The organism is Nocardia sp. NPDC050378, assembly GCF_040655675.1.
In the GTDB taxonomy this organism is placed as follows: domain Bacteria; phylum Actinomycetota; class Actinomycetes; order Mycobacteriales; family Mycobacteriaceae; genus Nocardia; species Nocardia coubleae.
Genome location: NZ_JBFAKI010000009.1, coordinates 130,479 through 154,370, shown reverse-complemented (window position 1 = coordinate 154,370; position 23,892 = coordinate 130,479). Strand labels below are relative to the sequence as shown.

General features: G+C 68.8%; 19 protein-coding genes. 7 read left to right on the top strand and 12 right to left on the bottom strand.

All coding sequences use genetic code 11. The annotated features are described in order from the left end of the window. Positions 1-7 precede the first annotated feature (7 nt). Positions 8-2,050 carry a CocE/NonD family hydrolase gene (locus tag AB0I35_RS21020; RefSeq protein ID WP_357397810.1) on the bottom strand — a complete coding sequence of 681 codons (2,043 nt, stop codon included), beginning with the start codon at positions 2,048-2,050 and terminating at the stop codon, positions 8-10. Positions 2,051-2,293: 243 nt separating this feature from the next. Here AB0I35_RS21020 and AB0I35_RS21015 point away from each other — a divergent pair, with 243 nt between their 5' ends. Continuing rightward, positions 2,294-3,091, top strand: coding sequence for a VOC family protein (locus tag AB0I35_RS21015; protein WP_357397809.1), 798 nt, complete (start codon positions 2,294-2,296; stop codon positions 3,089-3,091). 42 nt (positions 3,092-3,133) lie between these two features. Here the strand turns inward: AB0I35_RS21015 and AB0I35_RS21010 are convergent, their stop codons facing one another. After that, positions 3,134-4,759, bottom strand: coding sequence for a helix-turn-helix domain-containing protein (locus AB0I35_RS21010; RefSeq protein WP_357397808.1), 1,626 nt, complete (start codon positions 4,757-4,759; stop codon positions 3,134-3,136). A 131-nt stretch (positions 4,760-4,890) separates the two neighbouring features. On the opposite strand from AB0I35_RS21010, the gene pruA reads away from it, so the two are divergent. From pruA to AB0I35_RS20995, 3 genes are all read left to right on the top strand, one after another. Beyond that, positions 4,891-6,534 carry an L-glutamate gamma-semialdehyde dehydrogenase gene (pruA, locus tag AB0I35_RS21005; protein WP_357397807.1) on the top strand — a complete coding sequence of 548 codons (1,644 nt, stop codon included), beginning with the start codon at positions 4,891-4,893 and terminating at the stop codon, positions 6,532-6,534. Then, the gene (locus AB0I35_RS21000; RefSeq protein ID WP_357397806.1) at positions 6,534-7,496 is read left to right on the top strand and encodes a proline dehydrogenase family protein; all 963 of its coding nucleotides are present in this window, start codon (positions 6,534-6,536) and stop codon (positions 7,494-7,496) included. The genes pruA and AB0I35_RS21000 overlap by 1 nt, the downstream gene beginning before the upstream one ends. A 115-nt stretch (positions 7,497-7,611) precedes the next feature. Beyond that, positions 7,612-9,021 (top strand): amino acid permease, encoded by a 1,410-nt coding sequence (locus AB0I35_RS20995; protein WP_357397804.1) that lies wholly within the window; start codon positions 7,612-7,614, stop codon positions 9,019-9,021. A gap of 25 nt (positions 9,022-9,046) precedes the next feature. On the opposite strand, the gene AB0I35_RS20990 is transcribed toward AB0I35_RS20995, so the two are convergent. Continuing rightward, on the bottom strand, positions 9,047-11,092 hold the full coding sequence (locus AB0I35_RS20990; protein ID WP_357397803.1) for an AMP-binding protein: 2,046 nt from the start codon (positions 11,090-11,092) through the stop codon (positions 9,047-9,049). Between the two features lie 282 nt (positions 11,093-11,374). Between AB0I35_RS20990 and AB0I35_RS20985 the strand changes: the two genes are divergently transcribed. After that, a complete protein-coding gene (locus AB0I35_RS20985) occupies positions 11,375-13,933 on the top strand; it encodes an ATP-dependent Clp protease ATP-binding subunit (RefSeq protein WP_357397801.1) in 2,559 nt (852 codons plus the stop codon). A 56-nt stretch (positions 13,934-13,989) separates the two neighbouring features. Here AB0I35_RS20985 and AB0I35_RS20980 read toward each other — a convergent pair whose 3' ends face one another. The 6 genes from AB0I35_RS20980 to AB0I35_RS20955 all read right to left on the bottom strand — a co-directional run bounded on the left by AB0I35_RS20980 (position 13,990) and on the right by AB0I35_RS20955 (position 18,599). Then, on the bottom strand, positions 13,990-14,382 hold the full coding sequence (locus tag AB0I35_RS20980; RefSeq protein WP_067488805.1) for a hypothetical protein: 393 nt from the start codon (positions 14,380-14,382) through the stop codon (positions 13,990-13,992). Positions 14,383-14,687: 305 nt separating this feature from the next. After that, entirely contained in the window at positions 14,688-15,860 is a 1,173-nt protein-coding gene (locus tag AB0I35_RS20975) for a cytochrome P450 (RefSeq protein WP_357397929.1), read from the bottom strand. 35 nt (positions 15,861-15,895) lie between these two features. Next, positions 15,896-16,498: an ATP/GTP-binding protein gene (locus AB0I35_RS20970; RefSeq protein ID WP_357143437.1), complete on the bottom strand. Its 603-nt coding sequence runs from the start codon at positions 16,496-16,498 to the stop codon at positions 15,896-15,898. Then, positions 16,473-16,823, bottom strand: a complete 351-nt coding sequence (locus AB0I35_RS20965; protein WP_067488806.1) for a DUF742 domain-containing protein — start codon at positions 16,821-16,823, stop codon at positions 16,473-16,475. Before AB0I35_RS20965 ends, AB0I35_RS20970 begins: the two co-directional genes overlap by 26 nt. Continuing rightward, the gene (locus tag AB0I35_RS20960) at positions 16,823-17,233 is read right to left on the bottom strand and encodes a roadblock/LC7 domain-containing protein (protein ID WP_067488807.1); all 411 of its coding nucleotides are present in this window, start codon (positions 17,231-17,233) and stop codon (positions 16,823-16,825) included. Before AB0I35_RS20960 ends, AB0I35_RS20965 begins: the two co-directional genes overlap by 1 nt. Next, positions 17,211-18,599 carry a sensor histidine kinase gene (locus tag AB0I35_RS20955; protein ID WP_067488808.1) on the bottom strand — a complete coding sequence of 463 codons (1,389 nt, stop codon included), beginning with the start codon at positions 18,597-18,599 and terminating at the stop codon, positions 17,211-17,213. The genes AB0I35_RS20960 and AB0I35_RS20955 overlap by 23 nt, the downstream gene beginning before the upstream one ends. Positions 18,600-18,850: 251 nt before the next feature. Here AB0I35_RS20955 and AB0I35_RS20950 point away from each other — a divergent pair, with 251 nt between their 5' ends. Then, positions 18,851-19,282 (top strand): SRPBCC family protein, encoded by a 432-nt coding sequence (locus AB0I35_RS20950; RefSeq protein ID WP_357397800.1) that lies wholly within the window; start codon positions 18,851-18,853, stop codon positions 19,280-19,282. Here the strand turns inward: AB0I35_RS20950 and AB0I35_RS20945 are convergent. Next, positions 19,273-20,154, bottom strand: coding sequence for a dihydrodipicolinate synthase family protein (locus tag AB0I35_RS20945; protein ID WP_357397798.1), 882 nt, complete (start codon positions 20,152-20,154; stop codon positions 19,273-19,275). The genes AB0I35_RS20950 and AB0I35_RS20945 overlap by 10 nt on opposite strands. A 70-nt stretch (positions 20,155-20,224) precedes the next feature. Here AB0I35_RS20945 and AB0I35_RS20940 point away from each other — a divergent pair, with 70 nt between their 5' ends. Continuing rightward, positions 20,225-21,127, top strand: coding sequence for a LysR substrate-binding domain-containing protein (locus AB0I35_RS20940; protein ID WP_357397796.1), 903 nt, complete (start codon positions 20,225-20,227; stop codon positions 21,125-21,127). Positions 21,128-21,155: 28 nt separating this feature from the next. Here AB0I35_RS20940 and AB0I35_RS20935 read toward each other — a convergent pair whose 3' ends face one another. Together AB0I35_RS20935 and AB0I35_RS20930 are read right to left on the bottom strand one after the other, a co-directional pair. Continuing rightward, positions 21,156-22,538 (bottom strand): MFS transporter, encoded by a 1,383-nt coding sequence (locus tag AB0I35_RS20935; protein WP_357397795.1) that lies wholly within the window; start codon positions 22,536-22,538, stop codon positions 21,156-21,158. A gap of 57 nt (positions 22,539-22,595) precedes the next feature. After that, on the bottom strand, positions 22,596-23,888 hold the full coding sequence (locus AB0I35_RS20930) for a DUF6596 domain-containing protein (protein ID WP_357397793.1): 1,293 nt from the start codon (positions 23,886-23,888) through the stop codon (positions 22,596-22,598). Positions 23,889-23,892: the final 4 nt, after the last annotated feature.

Here is a 23,892-nt window from a genome sequence, read left to right as displayed (position 1 = left end):
GCCCGACTCACGGGATCGGCTTGTCGGTGGGCAGGTTGACGAAGCTCGGTGCCGCCGGGTCCAGGCGCACCTGCTGCGGTTCCAGCCCGGAGGCGTCGAGCATCGGGCGGAACGGCAGCGCCTTGGGCGCGTTGCCCGCGTACACGTCGATTCGCACGCGGTGTCCCGGTGCGAGCACGGCCTGGGTCGGAATGACAGCGATGTCGATCTCGGTCGGCGCACCGGGGACCACGGGCAGCAACCGGTCGAGGGTGAGCGGGTTGAACGGTGCGGTGAGATCCCCGTTCACCGACCGCGCGCTGCGCCGTTCGTCGATGGCCCGCATGGAGGCGGTGAGCTGACCGGTGGTGAGCACGGTGGAGGTGCCGTCGGGAGCGACATCGTTGACGGTGACGTTCCAGAATCCGTCACTGCCGGTGTGCACCGTGTTGAGCCGCACATTGATCGGACCCGAGATCACCGTCTCCTCGGCGACCGGTGCGCTGGTGAAGGTGAGCGCGTTGCGTTCGGCGATGCGCGAGTCCTTGGCGCACGCGTCGAGCGCGGCGGTCATCCCCGCCGAACCCTGCGCCGCGTCCCGCGAGCAGATGGTGCTCAAACCCGGTGCCACCGTGAGGTTTTCGACCGCGCCGGGCCCCGTGGGACGCAGTGAACCGTCGTGCAGGCTGTCCTCGGTGGTCCCGCTCGGATCGGCCGACAGATATACCCGCCGATGCGTGACACCGGGCTGCGGCCACTCGCGCAGCGTGACCCACCCGCCGCCCTGCTGTTTCACCGTCACCGGGCCGAACGCCTCGACACCGCTGTCGATGTCCTTGAGCCACTTGTCGAACCAGGCGCGCTGCAGCACGTCCAGCCGCGGCGGCGCCCCCGGAACACCGGTTCCCGCACCGGGATTGGCGTGATAGGTGTCGCCGACGACCAGTTGCTTGCGGCCCGGGGGCAGCGGGAGCTGTTCGTAGAGTTTGGTCGCGCTGTTGGCGAAGATGTCGTGCCAGCCGCCGTAGACGAACGTCGGCACGTTCACCTTCTCCGGGTGGCCCATGATCGCCTCGCGAAACGCCGAGGTCTCGTCGAGCGCGCCGTCGAGGGCGGGCGGCATGTCCTCGAGCGACGGGGTGAGCAGGGCCTGGGCGAGCAGGTCGAAATTGGTCGTCGGGTCGGCGATGCGATCGTTGAACCAGGTCCAGTCGAAGGTGCCCTGGATCATCGACGCCACGTCGGGCACGAGTTTGAGCTGGTTGACCGAATTGAGCCACAGCGGAAGGAACGTCGTGCCGACGCCACCGCCGGGGGCTACCACGTCGCGCATCAGATCGCTGCCGGGTTCCACGGGGAAGATGGCCTGCAGCGCGGCGGGCGCGTCTTCGGCGGCCCGCAGCTGGTTGATGCCCGAGTACGAGCCGCCGCTCATGCCGATGCGGCCGTTGGACCACGGCTGGGCGGCCGCCCACTCGATCACCTCACGGGTGTCGAGCTGTTCGCGGGCGCCGAGGGTGTCCCATTTGCCCTGCGACTGACCGGTTCCGCGCACATCGGCGACCACCACGGTGTAGCCGCTGCCGATGAGTTTGCGGTCGACGCCGAGCATGGTCTGGATCATGCCGCCGTCCAGTGCCTGCATCAGATCGCCGAAACCGCTGATGGGTGTGCTCGACAGGTTCAGGCGGCGCACGATGTCGACGGCGGTCGACTGCAGACCGGGGGTGGCGGCGGCCGCCTCGATCAGGCCGGTCATGAGTTTGGAGTAGGGCGTGAGGCTCACGATCGTCGGCAGCGGCTTCTGCTCGATCACCCCTGCCGCGTCGGCGGGACGGTACACGTCGGCCTTGAGGACCACGCCGTCGCTCATGGTGATGTGCACGCCGCGCTCCACGCGCACTTCCGGATAGGTGCCCGGCGCGTCGTGCTGGGCGGTCCAGCGCACGCCGGGCACGTCGCCGCCCGGCTTGCCCGACACCTGGCCTGCCCCGCAGGCGAGCACCGTTGTGATCGCGAGAATCGCCGTCAGCACACGGACGAGCCCACGTTCGGAACCTCTCAACGTCATCGAGTCGCTCCCGACCGGTTCGTTCATCGTTGACCTAGCCACCGCAGATCGGCGCCGAAACTGTAACAGTGGTAACGACTTGCGGCGGGCAGCGCCGGACCGCTCGGAGGGTCGCAGTGAACACGTATCGTTCCAGTTCAAGGCGTTATCCTCGGCGGCGGACGTGTCGGTGGGCAGTGGTTGACTTGGCGCGTGCCGACCGACCCGGCCGGTGTCATTCATCGACGAGGAGGACGTTCGACAATGCCGACACGTGACGAACCATGGCCCCAGGGCACGCCGTGCTGGGTCGACTGTCAGGTCGACGACCCCGCCGCCGCCCGCACGTTCTACAGCGCGCTCTTCGGTTGGGATATCCAGGACGCGGGCGCGGGTGGGTATCTCATGGCGATGCTCGACGGTAGACCCGCGGCGGGCATCGGACCCAAACCCGATGACATGCGGCAGATGCCGTCGGTGTGGACCACCTATTTCGCGGCCGAACGGGCCGACGAGATCGCCGAGCGCGTCACGAAAGCCGGTGGTCAGGTCTTCGTGCCGCCGTTCGACGTACTCGACGTGGGACGGATGTTCGTCGCCGCCGACCCGACCGGCGGCGCCTTCGGCGTCTGGGAGGCCAAGCGCCACATCGGTGCCGCGGTGTTCAACCAGCACGGCGCCTACTGCTGGAACGAGCTGCACACCCCCGGCTACGACCAGGCACACGAGTTCTACACCAGCGTGTTCGGCTGGCACTACACCGAGATGGGCGACGGGGTGAACTTCACCTACTCCACCTTCTCGCTGCCCGGCGACAAGCACGAGGTCGGCGGGATGATGGACGCCTCGGCGCTCGGTAATCCGCCGTACTGGCTCACCTGGATCCAGGTCGACGACGCCGACGGCGCGCTGAACAAGGCGACCGAACTGGGCGCGAAGGTGATCATGGGGCCCGACGACAGTCCGTTCGGGCGCATGGGAATCCTGCAGGCACCCCAGGGCGAGGTGCTCGGTGTGATCGACCCGGCGAAAGCCGTCGGGGAGGTGCCGACGGGGGCATGACGACACGGCTCGGCGTGGCGGAGGTGCCGTGGTTTCGGCATCTCAGGAGGGGTCGAGCGGTGGGCAGGCGGCGAGCTGGATTTCCAGGAGCAGGCGGTCGTCTGGGTCGGTGAGGTCGATACCGAGGATGGATTCCACGCGGCGCAGGCGGTAGCGCAAGGTGTTCGGGTGCACGCGCAGGGCGGCGGCCGCGGTGCTCACCTCGCCGTGGGCTCGCAGGTAGGTGCGGATCGAGTCGCGCAGGTCGGCACCGTGGTCGCGGTCGTAGGCATCGAGGGCGGCCAGGCGCGGGTCGTGCAGATGGGGATGCTCGCGGATCAGGTCGACGATCTCGGTGAGCAGCACCGCCGTTCGCGCCTCGGCCAGGGTGGTCACGCGGCCGCCCTCGACGGTGGCGGCGGGGCTGTCCAGCACGCGGTCGACCTCGGCGCGGGCTCCGGCGACGGCCGTCAGCCCGGCCACCGGCGCGGCCACTGCGGCGCGGACAACCAGCCCACGCACCTGCTCGAACTGCGCGACCAGCTCACGCACCCACGACCCGACACCGTGCTCGGAGTGATAGGAGGGCAGCAGCACATACACCCGCTCACCGATCGCCTCGGTGACCGAGTCGCCACGAAAAGCACTGGCGTGCAACCGGATCAGGCCGCTGGACGCGGCGAGTTCGGCGGCCGCACCGAGCGCGGCGAAACCGATCACCGCAGCGGGACCCGCTTCGGGCAGACGCAAAGCGGCCGCCACCGACGGCACGTCGACTCCTTCGCCGTGCGCGCCGAACAGCCTGCGCACCAACACAGCCTCGGTCGACGGTGCGTCGAGTGCTCGCGCGATGATGCGCGCCGCGACCGCCGACGCACCGCGCAGCACCTGCGCGGCGTCGGGCCGCAGCGGCCGGTCGCCCTGCTGCAACCAGATCGTGCCGAGCATCCGGTCCTCGGCGCCGACGGTGGCCCGCCGGATGCCGACGACCAGCCGCCGGCGGATCCCGAGTTCGGGGTGGTCGGGGATGTCGAGGACCTCGTCGGTGCGGCGCACCCGGTCGAACACGCCCCACTCGCGCAGGATCCGCAGGTAGTCGGCCGGGCCCTCACGGCCGAGGATCGAACGGATGCGCAACTGGTCGGCGGCGGCGTCGGAGGCCGAATAGGCGAGCACGTGCGAGTGCGGGTCCTCGATGCTCACCATGCCGCCTGTTTCGGCCGCCACCACCTGGGCCAGCCCGAACAGGTCCGTATCGGGGGCGAGCAGGTCGGGTTCACCGGCCTCGGTCCGGCCGCCGGGCGCGCGGGTGAGCATGCGGCGGACGAGGCCGAACACCTGGTCCCAGCGGGCATGCCGGTGCACCTGCACGAGCGCGATCCCGGCCGCATGGGCGGCCGCACGCACGGCGGGCGAGTCGTCGGCGCGCTTGGTCATCAGCAGTCGCGGCCGCTGCGCGAGCGGGCGGGCGCCGACGCCCCGCAACCACCGCACGGTCTGTTCGGCATCGACGCCGACCAGCAGGTACACCTGCGCCGACACACCGTCGGCCTCGAGGTGTTCGGCCAGGTCGGCGGGCTCGGCGAGGGCGACGGTGCGCACCACCACCTGCTGCCCCGCCGGTGCGTCGACCAGCGTGGCCACGGTGTGATCGAGCGCGCCGAGCAGCTCGGCCAGTGTCGTCTCCATGCGCCCACTCCATTGTCCGATCGGACTAATCTCTGGGCAGAACTTCGTCCGATCAGCTGATTATGGCCGATGCCGATGGGTGTTGACTACGTCACATCCCGCTACCGCCGTACGACGCAGGAGAGGCACTCATGGACGCCATCGCGACCACCCCGCCGCCGGTCAACGAGCCCGTCGGCACCTTCGCGCCGGGCACACCCGAACGCACCCGGTTGCAGACCGCACTCACGGAACTGGCCGCCGCACCGACCGAGATCTGCCACGTGATCGGCGGTCGACACCTACGCGGCGACGGACCGGTCTTCGACGTCGTTCAACCGCACCGCCACAGCGCCGTACTCGGCACCCTGCACGACGCGACCGCAGGCGAGGCCGCCGCTGCCGTCGAAGCCGCCACCGAGGCCGCACCCGCCTGGCGGGCGATGTCGTTCGACGACCGCGGCTCGGTATTCCTGCGTGCGGCCGACCTGCTCGCCGGTCCGTGGCGCGAAAAGATCTGCGCGGCAACGATGCTCGGTCAGTCCAAGTCGCCGTATCAGGCCGAGATCGACGCACCGTGCGAACTGGTCGACTTCTGGCGGTTCAACGTGTCGTTCGCGCGCAAGATCATCGCCGAACAGCCGCTGTCCTCGCGCGGGGTGTGGAACCGCATGCAGTACCGTTCGCTCGAGGGTTTCGTCTATGCGGTGACCCCGTTCAACTTCACCGCCATCGCGGGCAATCTGCCGACCGCGCCCGCGCTGATGGGCAACACCGTGGTGTGGAAGCCGGCGCGTTCGCAGGCGGTGGCGGCGTATCTGACGATGTGCCTGCTCGAGGAGGCGGGTCTGCCGCCCGGTGTCATCAACCTCGTGCACGGCGCCGGACCCGAGGTCTCGGAGGTGGTGCTGCCGGATCGGCGCCTGGCCGGTGTGCATTTCACCGGGTCCACCGCGACCTTCCAGCATCTGTGGCGGGAAGTGGCGACGAACCTGGACCGCTATCGCACCTACCCTCGGCTGGTCGGCGAGACCGGCGGCAAGGACTTCGTGCTCGCCCATCCCTCGGCGGACCCGGCCGTGCTCACCACCGCGTTGCTGCGTGGCGCGTTCGACTACCAGGGCCAGAAGTGCTCGGCCGCTTCGCGCGCGTATGTGCCGCGTTCGGTGTGGTCGGCGATGTCGGAGGACCTGATCGAGAAGACGGCGTCGCTGCGCTACGGCGATGTCACCGATTTCGCGAATTTCGGTGGGGCACTGATCGATCGGCGTGCCTTCGACCGCAACACCGCCGCCCTCGAGCGGGCCAAGGCCACCCAGGGGATCACCGTGGTCGCGGGTGGGCACAGCGACGACAGCGTCGGCTGGTTCGTGGAACCGACGGTGGTGGTCGGCGACGACCCGGGCGACGAGATCTTCCACACCGAATACTTCGGTCCGATCCTCGCCGTGCACGTCTACGACGACTCGACCCCGTCGGGTTTCGAGGAGGCCATGAATCTGGTCGACGCGGGCGCCTACGGGCTCACCGGCTCGATCATCGCCCAGGACCGCACCGCCATCGCCGCCGCCACCGAACGACTCACCTTCTCGGCGGGCAATTTCTACATCAACGACAAGCCCTCCGGTGCGGTCGTCGGCCAGCAGCCCTTCGGCGGCGGGCGGGCCTCGGGCACCAACGACAAGGCGGGCTCGGCCCAGAACCTGCTGCGCTGGACCTCCGCGCGCACGATCAAGGAGACCTTCACCCCGCCCACCGAGCACCGTTACCCCCACCAGGAATCGGAGGCCAACTGATGTCGGCACTGTTGCGCTCGGCGCTGCTCACCGCGGCGCGCTCGGCACGGCTGGAAGGCGCCGTCACCCGGTTGCCGGTGAGCCGTGACGTGGTGTCGCGGTTCGTGGCGGGAACCACCACCGAACAGGTGGTGACCGCCGCCGAAACCCTGCTCCGCTCAGGACGTTTCGTCAGCATCGACTACCTGGGTGAGGACACCACCGATCTGGCGCGCGCCGAGGCTACGGTCGAGCAGTACCGCACCCTCATCGCCGCCCTCGGACGGCTCCCCCAGGCCGAGACCACACCGGGAGCCGTTCGGCCACTGGAGGTCTCGGTCAAACTGTCGGCGCTCGGCCAGGCCCTGTCCCGCGACGGCCAGGCCGTCGCCCGCGAGCACGCGCACCAGATCTGCGCCGCCGCCGAGGCGGCCGGACTGTGGGTCACCGTCGACGCCGAGGACCACACGACCACCGATTCGACTCTCGCGATCGTCACCGAGCTCCGGGCGGACTTCCCCTGGCTCGGCACCGTTCTGCAGGCCTACCTGCGCCGCACCGAGGAGGACTGCCGCGCTCTGGCGGGCCCGCAGTCGCGGATCCGGCTGTGCAAGGGCGCCTACGACGAACCGGAATCGGTGGCCTTCCGCGACCGCGCCGAGGTCGACGCCTCCTATCTGCGCTGCCTTGGCGTACTCGCCGCCGGGCAGGGCTACCCGATGATCGCCTCCCACGACCCCGCGATCATCGCCGCCGCCGGTGCGGCCGTCGCGGCGGCACGGCGCAAGTGCGAGGAGTACGAGTACCAGATGCTGTACGGCATCCGCGACGACGAACAGCAGCGACTCACCGCCGAGGGCAACCACGTTCGCGTGTACATCCCCTACGGCGACCAGTGGTACGGCTACTTCATGCGCAGGCTGGCCGAACGGCCCGCCAATCTCGCCTTCTTCCTGCGCGCGTTGGCCGGCGGACGCGGGTAACGAGCCGCTCTCCATTCGGGCACCACCACTGAACAATATTCATTCTCGGCGTCGGGGACGGCCACGCGGCGGTGTACTGATCACGCGGCCAGGGCCGCCGACGGAAGGAACAGCGATGTCTTTCGCAGAGTTGCGCGCCCAGATGCTGCGCCGTAAGCCACTCGTCGAGGTCGAAGACGAGATTCCCGGCGACGAACGCCTCGCCAAATCACTTGGCCTGTGGCAGCTCACCGCCATCGGCGTCGGCGGCATCATCGGCGCGGGCATCTTCACCCTGGCCGGATCGGTCGCCCACTCGGTGACCGGGCCCGCGGTACTGATCTCGTTCCTGATCGCCGGTGTCGCCAGCGCGGCCGCCGCGCTGTGCTATGCCGAATTCGCGGGCATGGTGCCGAAAGCGGGCTCGGCCTACACCTACGGGTATGTCTCGCTCGGTGAGCTCGCCGGCTGGTTCATCGGCTGGGACCTGCTGCTCGAGTACATCGCGGTCGCCGCCGTCGTCGCCATCGGGGTGTCGGGGTACTTCGGGTTCCTGCTCGATCAGGTCGGCCTGACGCTGCCCGAGTGGATGCTCGGCGCACCCGATACCGGCGACGGCCGGGTGATCGACCTGTTCGCGGTGCTGTTCTGCCTCGGCACTGCCTGGGTGCTCTCGCGCGGGATCGGCAGCGTCGGCCGGTTCGAGACCGTCGCGGTCGGCATCAAGGTCGCGCTGGTCGTGCTCATCGTGGTACTTGGCGTGTTCCACATCGACAGCGCCAACTACGACCCGTACTTCCCCTACGGCGCGGGCGCGGTGTGGACGGGCGCGGCGACGGTGTTCTTCGCGGTATTCGGTTACGACGCCATGAGCACCGCCGCCGAGGAATCCCTCGACGGGCGCAAGCACCTGCCCAAGGCGATCATCTACTCCCTCGCCATCGCGATGGTGCTCTACGTGCTGTGCACGCTGGTACTCACCGGCATGCAGAAATACACCGAGATCAGCCCCACCAGCGGATTCTCCACCGCCTTCGAATCGGTCGGGATGCCGGGCGTCGCCAATATCATCGCCGTCGGCGCGATCGTCGGCATCATCACCGTCGTGCTCACCTTCATGCTCGGTGTCACCCGCGTGTGGTTCGCGATGAGCCGCGACGGCCTGCTGCCCCTCTGGTTCGCCAAGACCCACCCCACGCGCAAGGTGCCGACCAGGGTCACCTGGATCGTCGGCATCGGCGCGGCGATCCTGGCCGGTGTGCTGCCGATCAACACCGTCGCCGAACTCACCAATATCGGCATCCTGATGGCGTTCATCGTGGTGTGTGTGGCCGTGATCGTGTTGCGGCGCACCAGGCCCGACGCGCCGCGCTCGTTCCGGCTGCCGTTGATGCCGGTGATCCCGCTGATCGGAATCGGCTTCTCGGCGTACCTGATCTGGTCGCTGCCGTGGGAGACCTGGGTGCGCTTCGCCGGCTGGCTGCTGGTCGGCCTGGTCGTGTATTTCGCCTACTCCCGGAAACATTCACTCCTGAACCAGCATTGACCGGTCTCGGCGCCGGCCGCCGATGTCACTGCACCAGCATCCACTTGAGGATCTTGCCGGTCTCCCCACGGGGCAGCGCGTTGATGAAGGTGACATCGCGCGGCACCGAGAACCGGCTCAGGCGGTGGCGGATATAGGTGCGGATCATGTCCGGATCCAGGCCCGCGCCTTCGCGTTTCACCACGAACGCGGCCAGGCGCTGCCCGAACTCACGATCGGGCACACCGACCACCGCCACCTCGGTGATCTGCGGCAGGTGTGCCAGCGCCTCCTCCACCGGTCGCGGGAAGACGTTCTCGCCGCCGGAGATGATCATCTCGTCGTCGCGACCCGCCACGAACAGTCTGCCCGAAGCGTCGAGATAGCCCAGGTCGCCGGTGTCGAGCATGCCGTCGGCCTCCTCCGGCGGCGCGGCGTTGACGTACCCGTCGAAGAGCATGTGGTTGGCGACGAAGATGTGCCCGACCGCGCCGACCGGCACCGGGCGCAGATCGGGGCCGAGCACCCCCACGCGGGTACCCAACGGCGGGCGGCCCGCCGTGGTCGGCGAGACCCGCAGGTCGGCCGGGGTGGCCACACTGGCCCAGGACACCTCGGTGGAGCCGTACACGTTGTAGAGCACGTCGCCGTAGGTGTCGAGGAACCGCAGCACCGTGGCACCGGCCAGTGGCGCGCCGCAGCTGACCACGTGCCGCAGACTCGACAGGTCGAAGCTCGCGCGGACGTCGTCGGGGACGTCGAGGAGGCGTTCGACCATGGTCGGCACCACGATCAGGGTGGTGATGCGGTGTTCGCTGATCGAGCGAAGGCACTCGACCGCGTCGAAGCCGTCGCTGAGCACGACGGTGGCGCGCAGCGCGGTGCTGAGCTGCAGCCCGGCCAGCCCCCAGGTGTGGAACAGCGGTGCGGGCACCAGCACCACTTCCTCCACGCGCAACGGGATCCGCGACAGCAGCGCGGCGATGGTGCCGAAGCCCTTGGCGTGCGGGCGGCGGGCGCCCTTGGGTGAGCCGCTGGTTCCCGAGGTGAGCACGATCAGCCTGCCGGGATGGGCGGGCACGGGAAAGTCCTCGACCCCCGCGGCGATCAGGCCTTCGATGGTGGCGCGTCGCGGATCGGGCGGGTCGGCGTCGGTGGTGAAACGCGGTATCTCGCTGTGCAGGTAGCGGATCAGCGTCTCGAGTTCCCCGTCGACGAACACCGCGCTGAGGCGATGGCGCTGCACGATCTCCTCGATGCGCCGCCCGGAAAGTCCCGCGTTGAGCAGCGCGACGTCGACACCGAGTTTGCCCGCGGCGACCATGGTCTCGACCATGCCCGCGTGATTGCGGGCCAGCAACCCGATCGCGTCACCGGCGCGCATGCCGAGTTCGTACATGGCTCCGGCCAGGGCGTCGGATCGCGTGTCGATCTCGCGGTAGGTCCGGGTGCCGAACCGATCGAGCACCGCGACCCGGTCCGGGGAGTGCGCGGCACCGGCGGCGTAACCGCCCGCCAGGTTGAAGCCCCACTTCGACAGGGAGCGAAGCTGTTTGAGGATCGACACCGGTTCCGGGCGCATCAGACCGGTGGCCGCGATGGAACGCGCCACCCCGGCGTTGCGGCGCAGCGGCGAGCGTTCGGCGTTGACGACCACCGACGACCTGGTCCCCGCGATCACGTCGGCGGTACGGCGCAGACCCGCCTTCACCCAGTCGGTGACCACCGAGTTGCTGCGCTGCTCGAGCATCGGATGCACCCGGGCGGCGGCGAACAGCGTGATGTCGAGCCGGGTGCGCTGCTGGTCGCCACGCAGCCGCACCGAGGCGAAGCTGCCGAGCGCGGGGCTGCGCAGTTCGAAGCTCTCGTACCAGCGGCCGACGCCGAGGACGAACTCATGGGTGTGGATACCCGTGTCCACCGAGCCGACCCGGACCTGCCACACCACCGCTCCGTCGGGGTGATCGATCCGCTCGCAGGCGCCGATGCCGGTGAACATGCGTGGATAACTCTGCGGATCGAGCAGGACATCCCAGAGGGCTTGCCTGGCGATGGTGAAATCCGCGCTGACATCGATGACGTCGGTGACCAAACTCCGTGCTCTTCCCAACAACCGGGCACGACGGTCGATCCCGCCGTGCGGGTCGTCACGCTACCGTCGAGCGCCGTCCCGGAACCAAGAATCAGACAAATCCGGTGGTATCGGACGGTTTCCACCGCATTTTGGTCGGTCCGCCATCGGCTCGACGACGCGGATGTGAAACCGCCCAATGGCTTGCACAGCACCGGAGGATGCCGAAGTATTGCTGGAAGCACGGTCCCGATCTACAGGAGTCGCCGCTGGCTGCGGCACGACGAACGAAGAGGTGCGGACATGACAGCGAGCTGGCCCGGTTCGAGCGATCCCTTCGACGACATCTTCCAGCGCTTTTTCGGTTCCGGGATGTCGGCGAAACCGCCGGTGCAACGCATCGACCTGAGTCGTCTGATGACCGACGACGCGAAGTTGCTGGTCGGTGCGGCGCGGCAAGCTGCCCAGCAGTGGGGCAACCCGGAGATCACGCCCGAGCACCTGCTCTACGCCGCCGCCGAGACCGAACCCGCGCGCGACATGATCGACGAGCTGAGCCTCGACGCCGACCAGGTCGCCGAGCAGATGCAGGACTACCTCGACACCGGTGCGACCGGCGGCTACGACCTGGCCGACATCACGCTCAGCCCGGCGACCAAGCTGGCCATGCGCTCCGCCCAGCGTCAGGCCGCGCAGTCAGGCAGCACCTACATCGGGCCCGAACACATCCTGCTCGGCATCGCCTCGCTGCCCGACAGCGTCGCGGCCCAGACCCTGGTCGCGGGCCTGGCCGCCAGCCAGAGCGGTGGCGGCCCGACACCGGGCACCGCAGCCGCCCAGGCCAAACGCCAGCAGCGCAAGACCGACACCCCGACGCTGGACGAGTACGGTCGCGACCTCACCGCCGAGGCCCGCGAGGGCCTGATCGACCCGGTGGTCGGGCGGGCGGAGGAGATCGAGGAATCCATCGAGATCCTGTCCCGGCGACGCAAGAACAACCCGGTCCTGATCGGTGATCCCGGTGTCGGCAAGACCGCGATCGTGGAGGGTCTGGCCCAGCGCATCGTCAACGGTGACGTGCCGACCTCACTCGCGGACCGGCGGGTGATCGCCCTGGACGTCGGTTCCCTGGTGGCGGGCAGCAAGTATCGCGGTGAGTTCGAGGAACGGCTCACCAAGATCCTCGACGAGGTCCGCGCCCACAAGGATGAACTCGTGGTATTCATCGATGAGCTGCACACCATCGTCGGCGCCGGTGGTGGCGGCGAGGGTTCGATGGACGCGGGCAACCTGCTCAAACCCGCCCTCGCGCGCGGTGACCTGCATGTCGTCGGCGCGACGACGATCGACGAGTACCGCCGCTACATCGAGAAGGACGCCGCGCTCGAGCGCCGCTTCCAGCCGGTGATGGTCGCCGAACCCTCGGTGGCCGACACGATCGAGATCCTGCGCGGGCTCGCCGACGTGTACGAGGAACACCATCAGGTGCGCTACTCCGACGAGTCGCTGGTGGCGGCCGCGCAACTGTCGGATCGCTACATCACCGACCGCTTCATGCCCGACAAGGCGATCGACCTGGTCGACCAGGCGGGCGCACGGGTGCGGTTGCGTTCGGGCACTGCCGATCCGGAGGTCAAAGCCAAGGAAGACGAGATCGCGCGGCTGTACCGGGAGAAGGACGCGGCGGTCGACAACGAGGACTACGAGAAGGCCAAGGCGCTCAAGGCCGAGATCGCCGCCGCCGAGGAGGAACTGGAGGAATCCGGCGCCACCTCGTCGGAGCCGGAGGTGCAGGTGGTCGACATCGCCGAGGTCATCTCGCGGCGTACCGGCATTCCGGTGGCCGATCTGACCGCCGAGGAGAAGCAGCGCCTGCTCGAGCTGGAGAACGTACTGCACAAGCGGGTGATCGGGCAGAACGAGGCGATCGTCGCGGTCGCCGAGGCGGTGCGCCGGGCCCGGGCCGGGCTCAAGGACCCGAACCGGCCCATCGGGTCGTTCCTGTTCCTCGGCCCGACCGGTGTCGGCAAGACCGAACTGGCCAAGGCGCTGGCCGAGGCGGTGTTCGGCGACGAGGACCGGCTGATCCGCTTCGACATGAGCGAGTTCCAGGAGAAGCACACCGTTTCACGGCTCGTGGGCGCCCCGCCCGGATACGTCGGGTACGACGACGCCGCCCAGCTCACCGACAAGGTGCGCCGTCAGCCGTACTCGGTGATCCTGTTCGATGAGGTCGAGAAGGCGCACCCCGATGTGTTCAATGTGCTGCTGCAACTGCTCGACGACGGGCACGTCACCGATTCCAAGGGCCGCATGGTGGACTTCAAGAACACCATCGTCATCATGACCTCGAACATCGGCTCCCAGCTGATTCTCGACGCCCCCGCCGGTGATCTGGATTCGATCGTTCCCCAGCTCGAGGAGAAGCTGCGGTCGCACTTCCGGCCGGAGTTCCTCAACCGCATCGACGAGCAGATCGTGTTCCACCGGCTCGACAAGTCGCAGCTCGAGGAGATCGTCGAGCTCATCCTCGATCGCACGCGGCGCATGCTCGCAGCCCAGGACGTGGAGCTCGACATCAGTCAGTCGGCGGTGGACTGGTTGGGCGAGAAGGGTTTCCAGCCCGAGTTCGGTGCCCGTCCGTTGCGCCGGACGGTGCAGCGAGAACTCGACAACCGGGTGTCGCGACTGCTGCTCGACGGCGGGCTGGAGGCCGGTGGCACGGTGCACGTCGACACCTCGGGCGATGATCTGGTGGTCACCGCGACCGTGCCCGACGACCCGTCCGCGGGCAACGGTGCGGCGCCGAAGAAGAACTCCAAGAAGAAGGGCTCCGACAAGAAGCTGGTCGACTCGAAGTGAGTCGAACGACGGTGGTCCGGTCCGCGGAAGGACCGGGCCACCGTCGTCTGAGCGGGTCAGCCGCCGGTGACCACGCAGGACTCACCGAAGCGGTACCCACGGCCCACGCTCACGTCGACGGCGCGACCGATGCCGTCCTGGACGGCGGCCAGGGTGTGCGCTCCGGTGCTCGACGGCACCCACGGCATGGTGGCGATGCCGTCGGTGGGGTTCACGACCGCGAGCAGTGTGCCGTTGTCGTAGAACGCGACAGGAACGATGCCGACACTGAGCCGAGCCTCGAGGTAGTGCGTGCACCCGGTGCCGTAGTTCGTCGAACTTCCCACGCTCAGGCTGGGATTCACCGTCAGTTGTGACACCCCGGCCGAAGCCGTCGGCGCACCGAACATCACTGCCGCGACGGCCGTTCCGACGGCCGCGACGGCCACACCGCAAGTCCTGTCACTCATATCTCACGTCCTTGTGCTGCGAGGCCGGCCGAACGCGAGGCCGGCGAGGTTTTCCCAATCCTGGCCCCATCCGCACACCGATGGTGGGAGAAACACCCGAATCGCTCGCATCCGTCCAGCTACCCCAGCGACCAGAGGGTCGGGGTGTTCGGCGGTGCCGGGGTGCAGTGCTGGTGGCCGGTGGACTCACCTACGCGTTGTCGACAGTGTGCTCGGGACAGACGACCGCCCACCACCCGGCAGTACCGGTGGTGGGCGGTATGAGCGAATCTCGGGCGACTCCCGGAATTCCGGAGAGTACCCGATCAGGGCATCGGCAGGGGCGGTGTATTCGGGAAGACGACCGGCAGCGCGGCCAGGGACCGATGGAACGGGCCGGGGCGCCAGACCAGCTCTTCGGGGGGTACGGCGAGCCGGATCTCGGGCAGGGCGTCGAGCAGCTGATCGATGGCGTCCTGCACGATGAGGTACGCGACCGATTTCGCGGGGCAACCGTGCGGGCCGGTGCTCCACGACAGGTGGGCGCGGTTGTGGATCACGTCCAGGCCCGCGATCGCCGGGTCGTTGTTGCAGGCCGCCATGCTGATGACGACCGGTTCGTGCGCGGGCAGCCAGGTGTCCTCGATGAGGGTCGGCTGCCGGGGGTAGGTCATGCAGAAGTTGGCCAGCGGCGGGTCGGTGAACAACACCTCGTCGAGGGCGTCGCGGGTGGACATGCTGCCGCCGAGCACATCGCCGGCGAAGCGGTCGTCGGTGAGCATCAGGCGCAGCGTATTGACCACCAGATTGAGCATGGGCTCGATGCCCGCGCCGTAGAGCACCAGCAGCTGGTGCACCAGCTCCTCGTCGGTGAGCGCCGCCGGGTGCTGCAGCAGCCGGGTCGCCACGTCGTCGCCCGGCTCGCGTTTGCGCAGCCCGACAAGGTCGGCCAGGGCGTTGGCCACCATGTTGTTGCCCGCCTCGGCGTCGGTGCCGCCCTCGAAGATCTGCGACATCCCGGTGGCCACCTGCTGACCGATCTCCGGCGTGCAGCCGAGCATCGAGTTCAGCGCCTGGAACACCAGGGGAAACGCGTACTGACTCAGCAGATCCGCCGAGCCGCTGGCACAGAAGCTGTTGATGAGCGGGATGGCGAACTGCTCGACCGTGCTGTGCATCGCGTACAGGTCGACCCCGGCCAGACCGGCCACGTTGGCCTGCCGGTAGCGGGCGTGCTCGGCGCCGGTGGTGCGCAGGGCCGCGGGACGGAACTGCAGCATGGGCAGCACCGGGCAGTCCTTGGGGATGTTGCGTTCCCACATGCGCGGGTCGGCCGGGAAGTGGTCCGGATCGTTGAGGATCCGTACCGCGGTGTGATAGCCGATCACCAGGGTGGCCCGGATTCCCGGTGAGAGTTCAACGGGGACAAGGGATCCGAACCGTTCCCGCATCTGCCGGTAGGCAGCTTGCGGGTCGGCCGCGAATTCGGGCGAATACATCGGTACCCGGATTTCGGCCGCGAGGTCTTGCAAGGTCACCGAACTGCCGCTTCCTGCCTCTGAAATAGGTACTCGGCCAACGTGATCAGCGCACGCAGACCGTGGTCGCGGCGTCGCGCGTCGACCGCGATCACCGGGGTGTCGGGGGTGAGGTCGAGCGCCTCACGCACCTCGTCGAGGGGGTAGCGGCGGAAACCCTCGAACTCGTTGACCGCCACCGCGTAGGGGACGCCGCGTTGTTCGAGCGCCGAGAGCACGTCGTCGGCCTTCTCGATGCGCCGGGTGTCGACCAGGACGAGGGCGCCGAGCGCACCGCGCGCCAGTTCCTCCCACAGCGGCGCGAACCGCTCCTGACCCGGCGTGCCGAAGAGGTAGAGCGCCAGTTGCGGATTGAGGGTGAGCCTGCCGAAGTCGAGGGCGACGGTGGTCTGCACCTTGCTGCCGAGTCCGGCCAGATCGTCGACACCGATACTCGCCTCGGTGATCGTCTCCTCGGTGCGCAGCGGCCGGATCTCGGACACGGCGCACACGAACGTCGTCTTGCCGACGCCGAAATTGCCCGCTACCAGGATCTTCACCGACCTGGTCACCGTTTCGGCGACGTAGTCGACCTCAGCCTGCGAGGACACGGAGACCATGGAGCACCTCCTTGATCAACGCCAGCTCCGGCTTCACCTCGGCCGGGGTGGGGCAGTGTAGGTGTCCGCTGTCGAGCAGGTCGGACACGATGATCTTCACCACCGAAGCGGGCAGGTCGAGATACGCCGAGAGTTCGGCGATCGACAGCGCGCCACGGCGGCTGGTGAGCGCGAGTACCCGGCGCTCGTCGGGTCGGTGATCGGCACGCGGGTCGGCGACGGCGCGTACGAGGGTCACCAGATCGAGTTCGTGCGCGGCCCTTGTCCGGCCGCCGGTGCGCACATAGGACCTGACCAGGTCGGGGTCACGCCTGCCTCGGCTCATTACCTGACACCGTGCCGTGGCGCCGCACCGATCTCGTGGCCGACCCGCGCGGCCAGTTCGTTCATCCGGTGCGCCACCAGCGCCACGTCGACATCGGCGGTGGTCGCGACACCGAGCAGCGCGCCGACACCGGCGGCGGTGATCATGATCATGCCCTCGTCGTATTCGGTCATGTTCTGGCGCACCGTGTTCGCCGGTGACCCGCAGAACTCGCCGAGGGCCTTGCCGAGCGAACGTAGACCGGAAGCGGCCGCCGCGAACCGTTCGGCGTCGTCCTTGGCGACGCCGTGGGAGTGCGCGATACGAAGGCCGTCGTCGGATAGCAGCACGGCGAAGCGGACGCCGGGGATCTCGAGATCCTCGAGCAGCCATGCCAAACGGTTGGTGCTATCGGCTACCGGTGTGCTCATCGGCTGTTCCTTCCGTGGATCGCTCGGCCGCAGCGGCACGACCGCTGCGGGAACCGCTGTGCCAGGCAGCGGCGAGGTCGGGGCGAGCCTGCCCCACTTCCGTGGTCACCCCCGCCGAATCCGGGGCGACCGGGCGGCGGCGCCGTTTGGGCAGCCCACCGCTGGTGATTTCGTGCACGGCCGCGCGTGGGCCGTCGGTCTCGACAGGGTCGGGCACGGGCACCGGGATGTGCGCGGGCGCGGCCAGTTCGGGTTCGGGGATTCTCGGCGCCTCTCCGCTCACCAGCAGCGCCGACGGCACATAGACCATCGCGCGCATGCCACCGTAGATATTGGGACCGTCGACATGCACGGAGAAGCCGTAACGGCGTGCGAGTGCGGCGATACCGGGGAAACCGACCTTGGGCGCAGGCCCGAGGTCGTGGATGTCGACCGAGCGTTCACCGCTGAGCACCAGACGCGCGTCCTCGAGCTGCTCGGGGCTCATCCGCATGCCCGCGTCGTCGACGATGATCGTGACGCCGTGATGGCCTTCCTGGAACCCGACCTCGACGAACGAGGAGGGCGGCGAGTACCGCAGCGCGTTGTCGAGCAGGGTGGCCAGGGTGTGCACGAGCGGCTCGACGGCGCGGCTGATGACGATGCGTTCCGATTGGGCCGAATGGACCCGGAGGAACTCACGCACGCGCCCGGTGGCGCCGCCGGCGACGTCGGTGAGCGACTGCTGTGGCCAGCGCCTGCCGGGCAGGCCACCGGAGACGATCACATAGGACTGCGCCTGCCGGATCATCTGCTGCACGGTGTGGTCGATGCGGGTGAGCGTTTCGTAGACGGCGTCGTCGCGGTGCTCGCGCAGGGCGGTACTCACCACCTGGCCGAGGTCGGTGCCGAGGCTCACCACCGAGGTGCCGAAGGAACGCACCGCCGCGCTGGTCGCCGCGCGGGACGACGCCTGCAGTTCGGCGCGGGTCTCTTCGCGGGCGGCCTGGATCTCGGCGACGCGGCGTTGTTCGCCGTAGCGCTCGACCATCGCCCGTGTCTCCTCGGCGACGACGCGCAGGTCGTCGGCGTGGCCGGTCGCGATCGCCTGCAGCGACTCGCCGAGGGGCGCGTCGCGTAATTCGGCGGGCAGTTCCACCGCCACCGACGGAATGTCGTGTCGCCGTACGGCATCGGTGATGGCGGGCAGGGTGATCTGGGCGAGGTGATGTACCGCCGCCTCGCACAGTTCACGTTCCCGCTTGGCGGTGTCGGCGCGTGCGCGTTGTTTGCGCTCGTTGTGCATGGCGAGCACAGCCACAGCGATGGCCGCGAGGACCACCAGGGCTCCGATGATGAGCGACAGCACCGCGATTCCGGAGTTCATCTGATCTTTCGTCGTCGTTCCACCCGGGCAGCCGCCCTCGAGGGAACCATCCCGGATACCCGATAGACAGTCCCCGCTTCCAGCGACCCGCACACAGTAGCAGCACTGTGACCGATTCGAGATGGAACCTGCTGTCAGGCACGGGATTTGCCGCTGATTTTACCCAATCGCCGCAGGCGCGGGGTTGTCGAAACACACGAGGGTCCGGATGCGGTGGTCGCGGAACCGGGAGTACCGGATACTATCCCGCCGTGGCCAAACTGAAGCTCACCATCGACGTCCCCCTCGCACCGGACAAGGCATGGGACCACGCCTCCGACCTGGAGCACCTCGGCGACTGGCTGGCGATCCACGAGGCCTGGCGCGGCACCGTCCCCGAAGAACTCACCGAGGGCACCGTGCTGGTCGGTGTCGCGCGGGTGAAGGGGTTTCGCAACAAGGTCACCTGGACGGTGCGCACCGCTCAGCCGCCGCACAAGCTGAAGCTGACCGGCGCGGGCATCGGCGGCACCAAGTTCGGCATCGATCTCGCCGTGCAGCCCAAGGGCAACGGTTCGGCGGTCGACCTGACCGTCGAACTCGGTGGCGCGCCGCTGTTCGGCCCGATCGGCTCGACCGTCGCCAAGGCACTGCGCGGCGACTTCGAACGGTCGCTGGCGAAGTTCGTCGAACTCTACGGCTGAGTCCCGGTCGCCGACAGCGCCGCCGCGACCGATTCGGCCGAGGCGGGCAGCAGCGGCAGACGCACCGCCGCGCTGGGGATGTCGCCCCGCGCGGCGAGGACACCCTTGACGACCGTGGGGTTCGGTTCGGCGAACAGGGCGGCGCCGAGGGCGTCGAGACGGTTACCCACCGCGCGGCCACGCGCGAGATCGCCTGTCCCCCAGGCTCGCACGAGTTCGGCGTACCCGGCGGGCGCGACATTGGCCGCGGCGAGGATCGCGCCGTCGGCGCCGAGCGCCAGCAGCGGCGAGGCGAAACGGTCGTCGCCCGCCAGCACGGTGGTCCGATCCCCCACGGTCGCCATCAGTTCCACGGTGGCATCGGTGATGCCACCGACAGAGTGCTTGAAACCGGCGATGTTCGCGATGGTGGTGAGCCGGATCAGCGTTGCGGCGCCGAGTGGGCGGGCGGTCCGGTACGGCACGTCGTAGACGAGGATCGGCGCCGGGCTCGCGGCCGCGAGGGCGGTGAAGTGCGCGATCACACCGTCCTCGCTGGGTCGGACGTAGTAGGGCACCACCGACAGCACCGCGGCAGCCGACGGCGGCACAGCGGCCACCGCGGCAGCGGCCTCGGCAGTGGCGTTGCCGCCCGCGCACACGATCAGCGGCGCGTCCCGGTCGGCACACACCGTGGCGCAGATGTCGAGCACCTCGGCGCGTTCGGCCGGCGTCAACGCCGACGGTTCGGCGGTCGTGCCGAGCGCGACAAGTCCGGTGGCGCCCGCGTCGAGGACCGTGTGGGCGTGCGTGCGGAGGGCGCCCGGAGCGAGGGCGCCGTCGGCGGTGAAGGGTGTGACGAGGGGGACGAACAGACCGTGCAGCGATGTCATGACTCCATCGTCGAACCCCGCGACCGTAAGGTCCAGTTCACGTTCATGAGGTAGAACGTAAGCTGAACTGATGCTCGATGTCCGCAAACTCCGCCTGCTGCGCGAACTCGCTCACCGCGGGACCATCGCGGCGGTCGCCGAGGCGCTCAGCTACACGCCGTCGGCGGTGTCCCAGCAGCTCAGCGCGCTCGAGAAGGACGCGGGCGTCGCCCTGCTCGAGCGATCGGGCCGCCGGGTGATGCTCACCCCCGCCGCCCACCTGCTGGTCGGCCACACCGAGACCGTGCTCGCCGCCCTCGAACGCGCGGACGCCGAATTGGCCGGTGCGCGGACAGCGTTGGTCGGTACCCTGCGCATCGGCGCGTTCCCCACCGCCGCGCGTACCCTGCTCTCCCCCGCCCTGGTGGCCCTCAGCACCGAACACCCACGACTGGAACTCACTGTCACCGAGATCGATCCGGCCGACGTACCCGACGCCCTGCGGGCAGGCACCCTCGACATCGCGCTGACCCACGACTACGACCTGGTGCCCGCCGACACCGACCGGGCCTTGCACACCGAACCACTGCACACCGAAACGGTCTTTCTCGCCACCCGCGATCCGGCGCCCGCCGACGATCCGTTGCGGGCCCACCGCGACTCACCCTGGATCGCGGGCACCCCCGGCACGCTGTGCCACACGATGACCATCCGCGCCTGCCAGGCAACGGGTTTCACACCACGCGTGCGTCATCACGCCGACGACTTCGACACGGTGCTCGCCCTGGTGGCCGCAGGCGCGGGCGCCGCGATCGTCCCAGGCCTGGCGTTGTACGCACCGCCGGAACGGCTCGCCCTCACCGCGTTGCCGATTCGCCGCCGCACTCGTCTCGCCTACCGCAACGGCACCGGCGATCATCCGGCCGTGCGCGCGGCACGCAGTGCCCTCCACCATGCGGCCGCCGCCGGCCGAGCTCCGGCGGGCGGCGGCTGATCACACCGATTCGTCGCGGTTCGGGGATCTACTTCACCGGGACAGCGGGATCGAGTCCCTCGGCGAGTTCCACCGGCTCGCCGAGCTCGCGCTGTTCCTCGAGGGCTTCCGGCGTGCCGGGCACCTGGGTGCCACGCAGCGACATGCCCTTGGTCTCGATGAGGAAGTAGGCCGCGATCAGGCCGACCAGACACGCGCCGAACATGTAGTAGGCCGGGACCAGGTTGTCGCCGGTCAGCTCGATGAGCGACTGGTTGATCACCGGCGCGGTGCCACCGAAGATCGAGGTGGCCACGTTGTAGCCGATCGCCACGCCCGCGAACCGAACGATGGTGGGGAACATGGCCGGGAAGGTCGCCGAAATGGTGGCCAGCTGCGGCGCGTAGAGCAGGCCGAGGATGGCGAAGCCGACGATCGCACCGGTGAGCGAGGTGCCGATCAGGATGTACACCGGGATCACGGTAATCATCAGCGCCGCGCAGGAGAACAACCACATCGGCCTGCGACCGATCCGGTCCGAGAGCGCACCGAGGAACGGCAGGGTCAGCAGCATCACGATCTGGCCGATGAGCGGCACGAGCAGCGCGTCGGATTCCGCCATGCCGATGGTGGTGCCGAGATAGGTCGGCGTGTAGCTCAGCAGCGAGTAATTCACCACGTTCAAGGCGATGACCAGACCGAAAAGAGTGAGGACCGGGCGCAGGTATTTGGTCAGCAGATCGCGGTAGACCCCGACCGTTTCCTCGGTCTCGTCTTTCGCCTCGATTTCGCGGAATACCGGGGTGTCCTCGACCCGGCTGCGCAGATACATACCGATCAAGCCGAGCGGTGCGGCGATCAGGAACGGAATGCGCCAGCCCCACGATTCCATACTCGTGTCGTCGAGCACGTTCACCAGCAGCAGCGCCGTCAGATTTCCGAGCGTGAAACCGGCGAGTGTGCCGACTTCGAGGAAACTGCCGTAGAAACCGCGTTTACGGTCGGGCGCGTATTCGGCCATGAACGTTGCGGCGCCGCCGTATTCACCACCGGCGGACAGACCCTGCACCATGCGCAGCGCGTACAGCAGGATCGGCGCGGCGATGCCGATGACCTCGTAACTCGGGATCAGACCGACGGCGAGGGTGGAACCGGCCATCAGCATGATGGTCATCGCGAGCACGCGTTTGCGACCGATGCGGTCGCCGAGCGGACCCCAGATCACGCCGCCGATCGGGCGGATCAGAAAGGAGACCGCGAAACCGAGCAGCGTATAGACAACGCTGGATCCGGTACCGTCACCCGGGAAAAGCGATGCCGCGATATAGGTGGCGAGGTAGGCGTAGACGCCGTAGTCGAACCATTCGACCGCATTTCCGATCGCCGATGCACCGATTGCCCGGTGCAACACCGATTTCGATTCCTGAGACATCCACAAACCTCTCGTCGTCGCCATTCCGGACTACCCGATCGGTACGCGGACAAAACTTTACGCTTGTGTGTCGTGTGGTCGGAGTGCCTGGAGTTTGCCCGCGAGCACGGCCTTCTCGCGGTCGTTGCGGCAGCGCCGGATCGCCTCGGTGAGTTCGCCGCGTGCCTCGTCGACGCGACCGAGGCGGATCAGCAGTTCCCCACGCACGCTCGGCAGCAGATGTGACGACGGCAACGCTCCCCCGGCCGCCAGCTCGTCGACGACGGCGAGGCCCGCGGCCGCTCCGGCGGCCATCGACACCGCGACGGCCCGGTTCAGTTCGACCACCGGTGAGGGCGCGAGCCTGCCGAGTGCCTCGTACAGCAGCACGATGCGCTCCCAGTTCGTCTGCTCCACCGACGGGGCGACGGCGTGACATTCGGCGATCGCGGCCTGCAGCCCGTAGGCGCCGAGCCCACGCCCGGCCTGTTCGGCCTTGGCCAGGGCGGCGCGGCCGCGCCGGATCGCGGTCCGATCCCAGCGACGCCGGTCCTGCTGTTCGAGCAGGACCGGTTCGCCGTCGGGTCCGGTGCGGGCCGGGAACCGGGCGGCGGTGAGTTCGAGCAGGGCGAGCAGGCCGTAGACCTCCGGTTCGCCGGGCATCAGCCGGGCGAGCACCCGCGCCAGGCGCTGCGCTTCCCCCGCGAGGTCGAACCGGATCAGCTCACCGCCGCTGCTGGCCGTCGATCCCTCGGTGAAGATCAGATAGATCACGCCGAGAACCGAACCGAGCCGCTCGCGACGTTCGGCGAGCGGCGGCACCTCGAACGGCACCCGTGCCGCGGCGAGGGTCTTCTTGGCCCGGGTGATCCTCGCCTGCACGGTCGCGGTCGGCACCAGGCAGGCCGCGGCGATCTCGTCGCTGGTCAGGCCGCCGACCACGCGCAGGGTCAGCGCCAGCCGCGCCTCGCGCGAGAGCACCGGGTGGCAGGCGATGAAGATCAGCGCGAGGACGTCGTCGTCGATCTGCTCGGGATCCCACACCGGTTCACCGGCGAGGACCGGCTCGCCGCCGGCGAACGCACCGCCCTCGCCGAGTCCGGCCGCGAGGGCGGTGTAGCGCTCGTCCAGGGCGGCATGACGGCGGAACGCGTCGATCGCGCGTCGTCGTCCGGTGGTGAGCAGCCACCCGGCCGGATGCGCGGGCACACCGTCGCGCGGCCACGTCACCAGGGCCTCGGCCAACGCCTCCTGGGCGAGGTCCTCGGCCATCGCGAAGTCGCCGGTGTAGCGGGCCAGCGCGCCGACGATGCGCGCCGATTCGATCCGCCATACGGCGGCGACCGCCGCACGTCCGGTGTGCTCCGTCATCGCC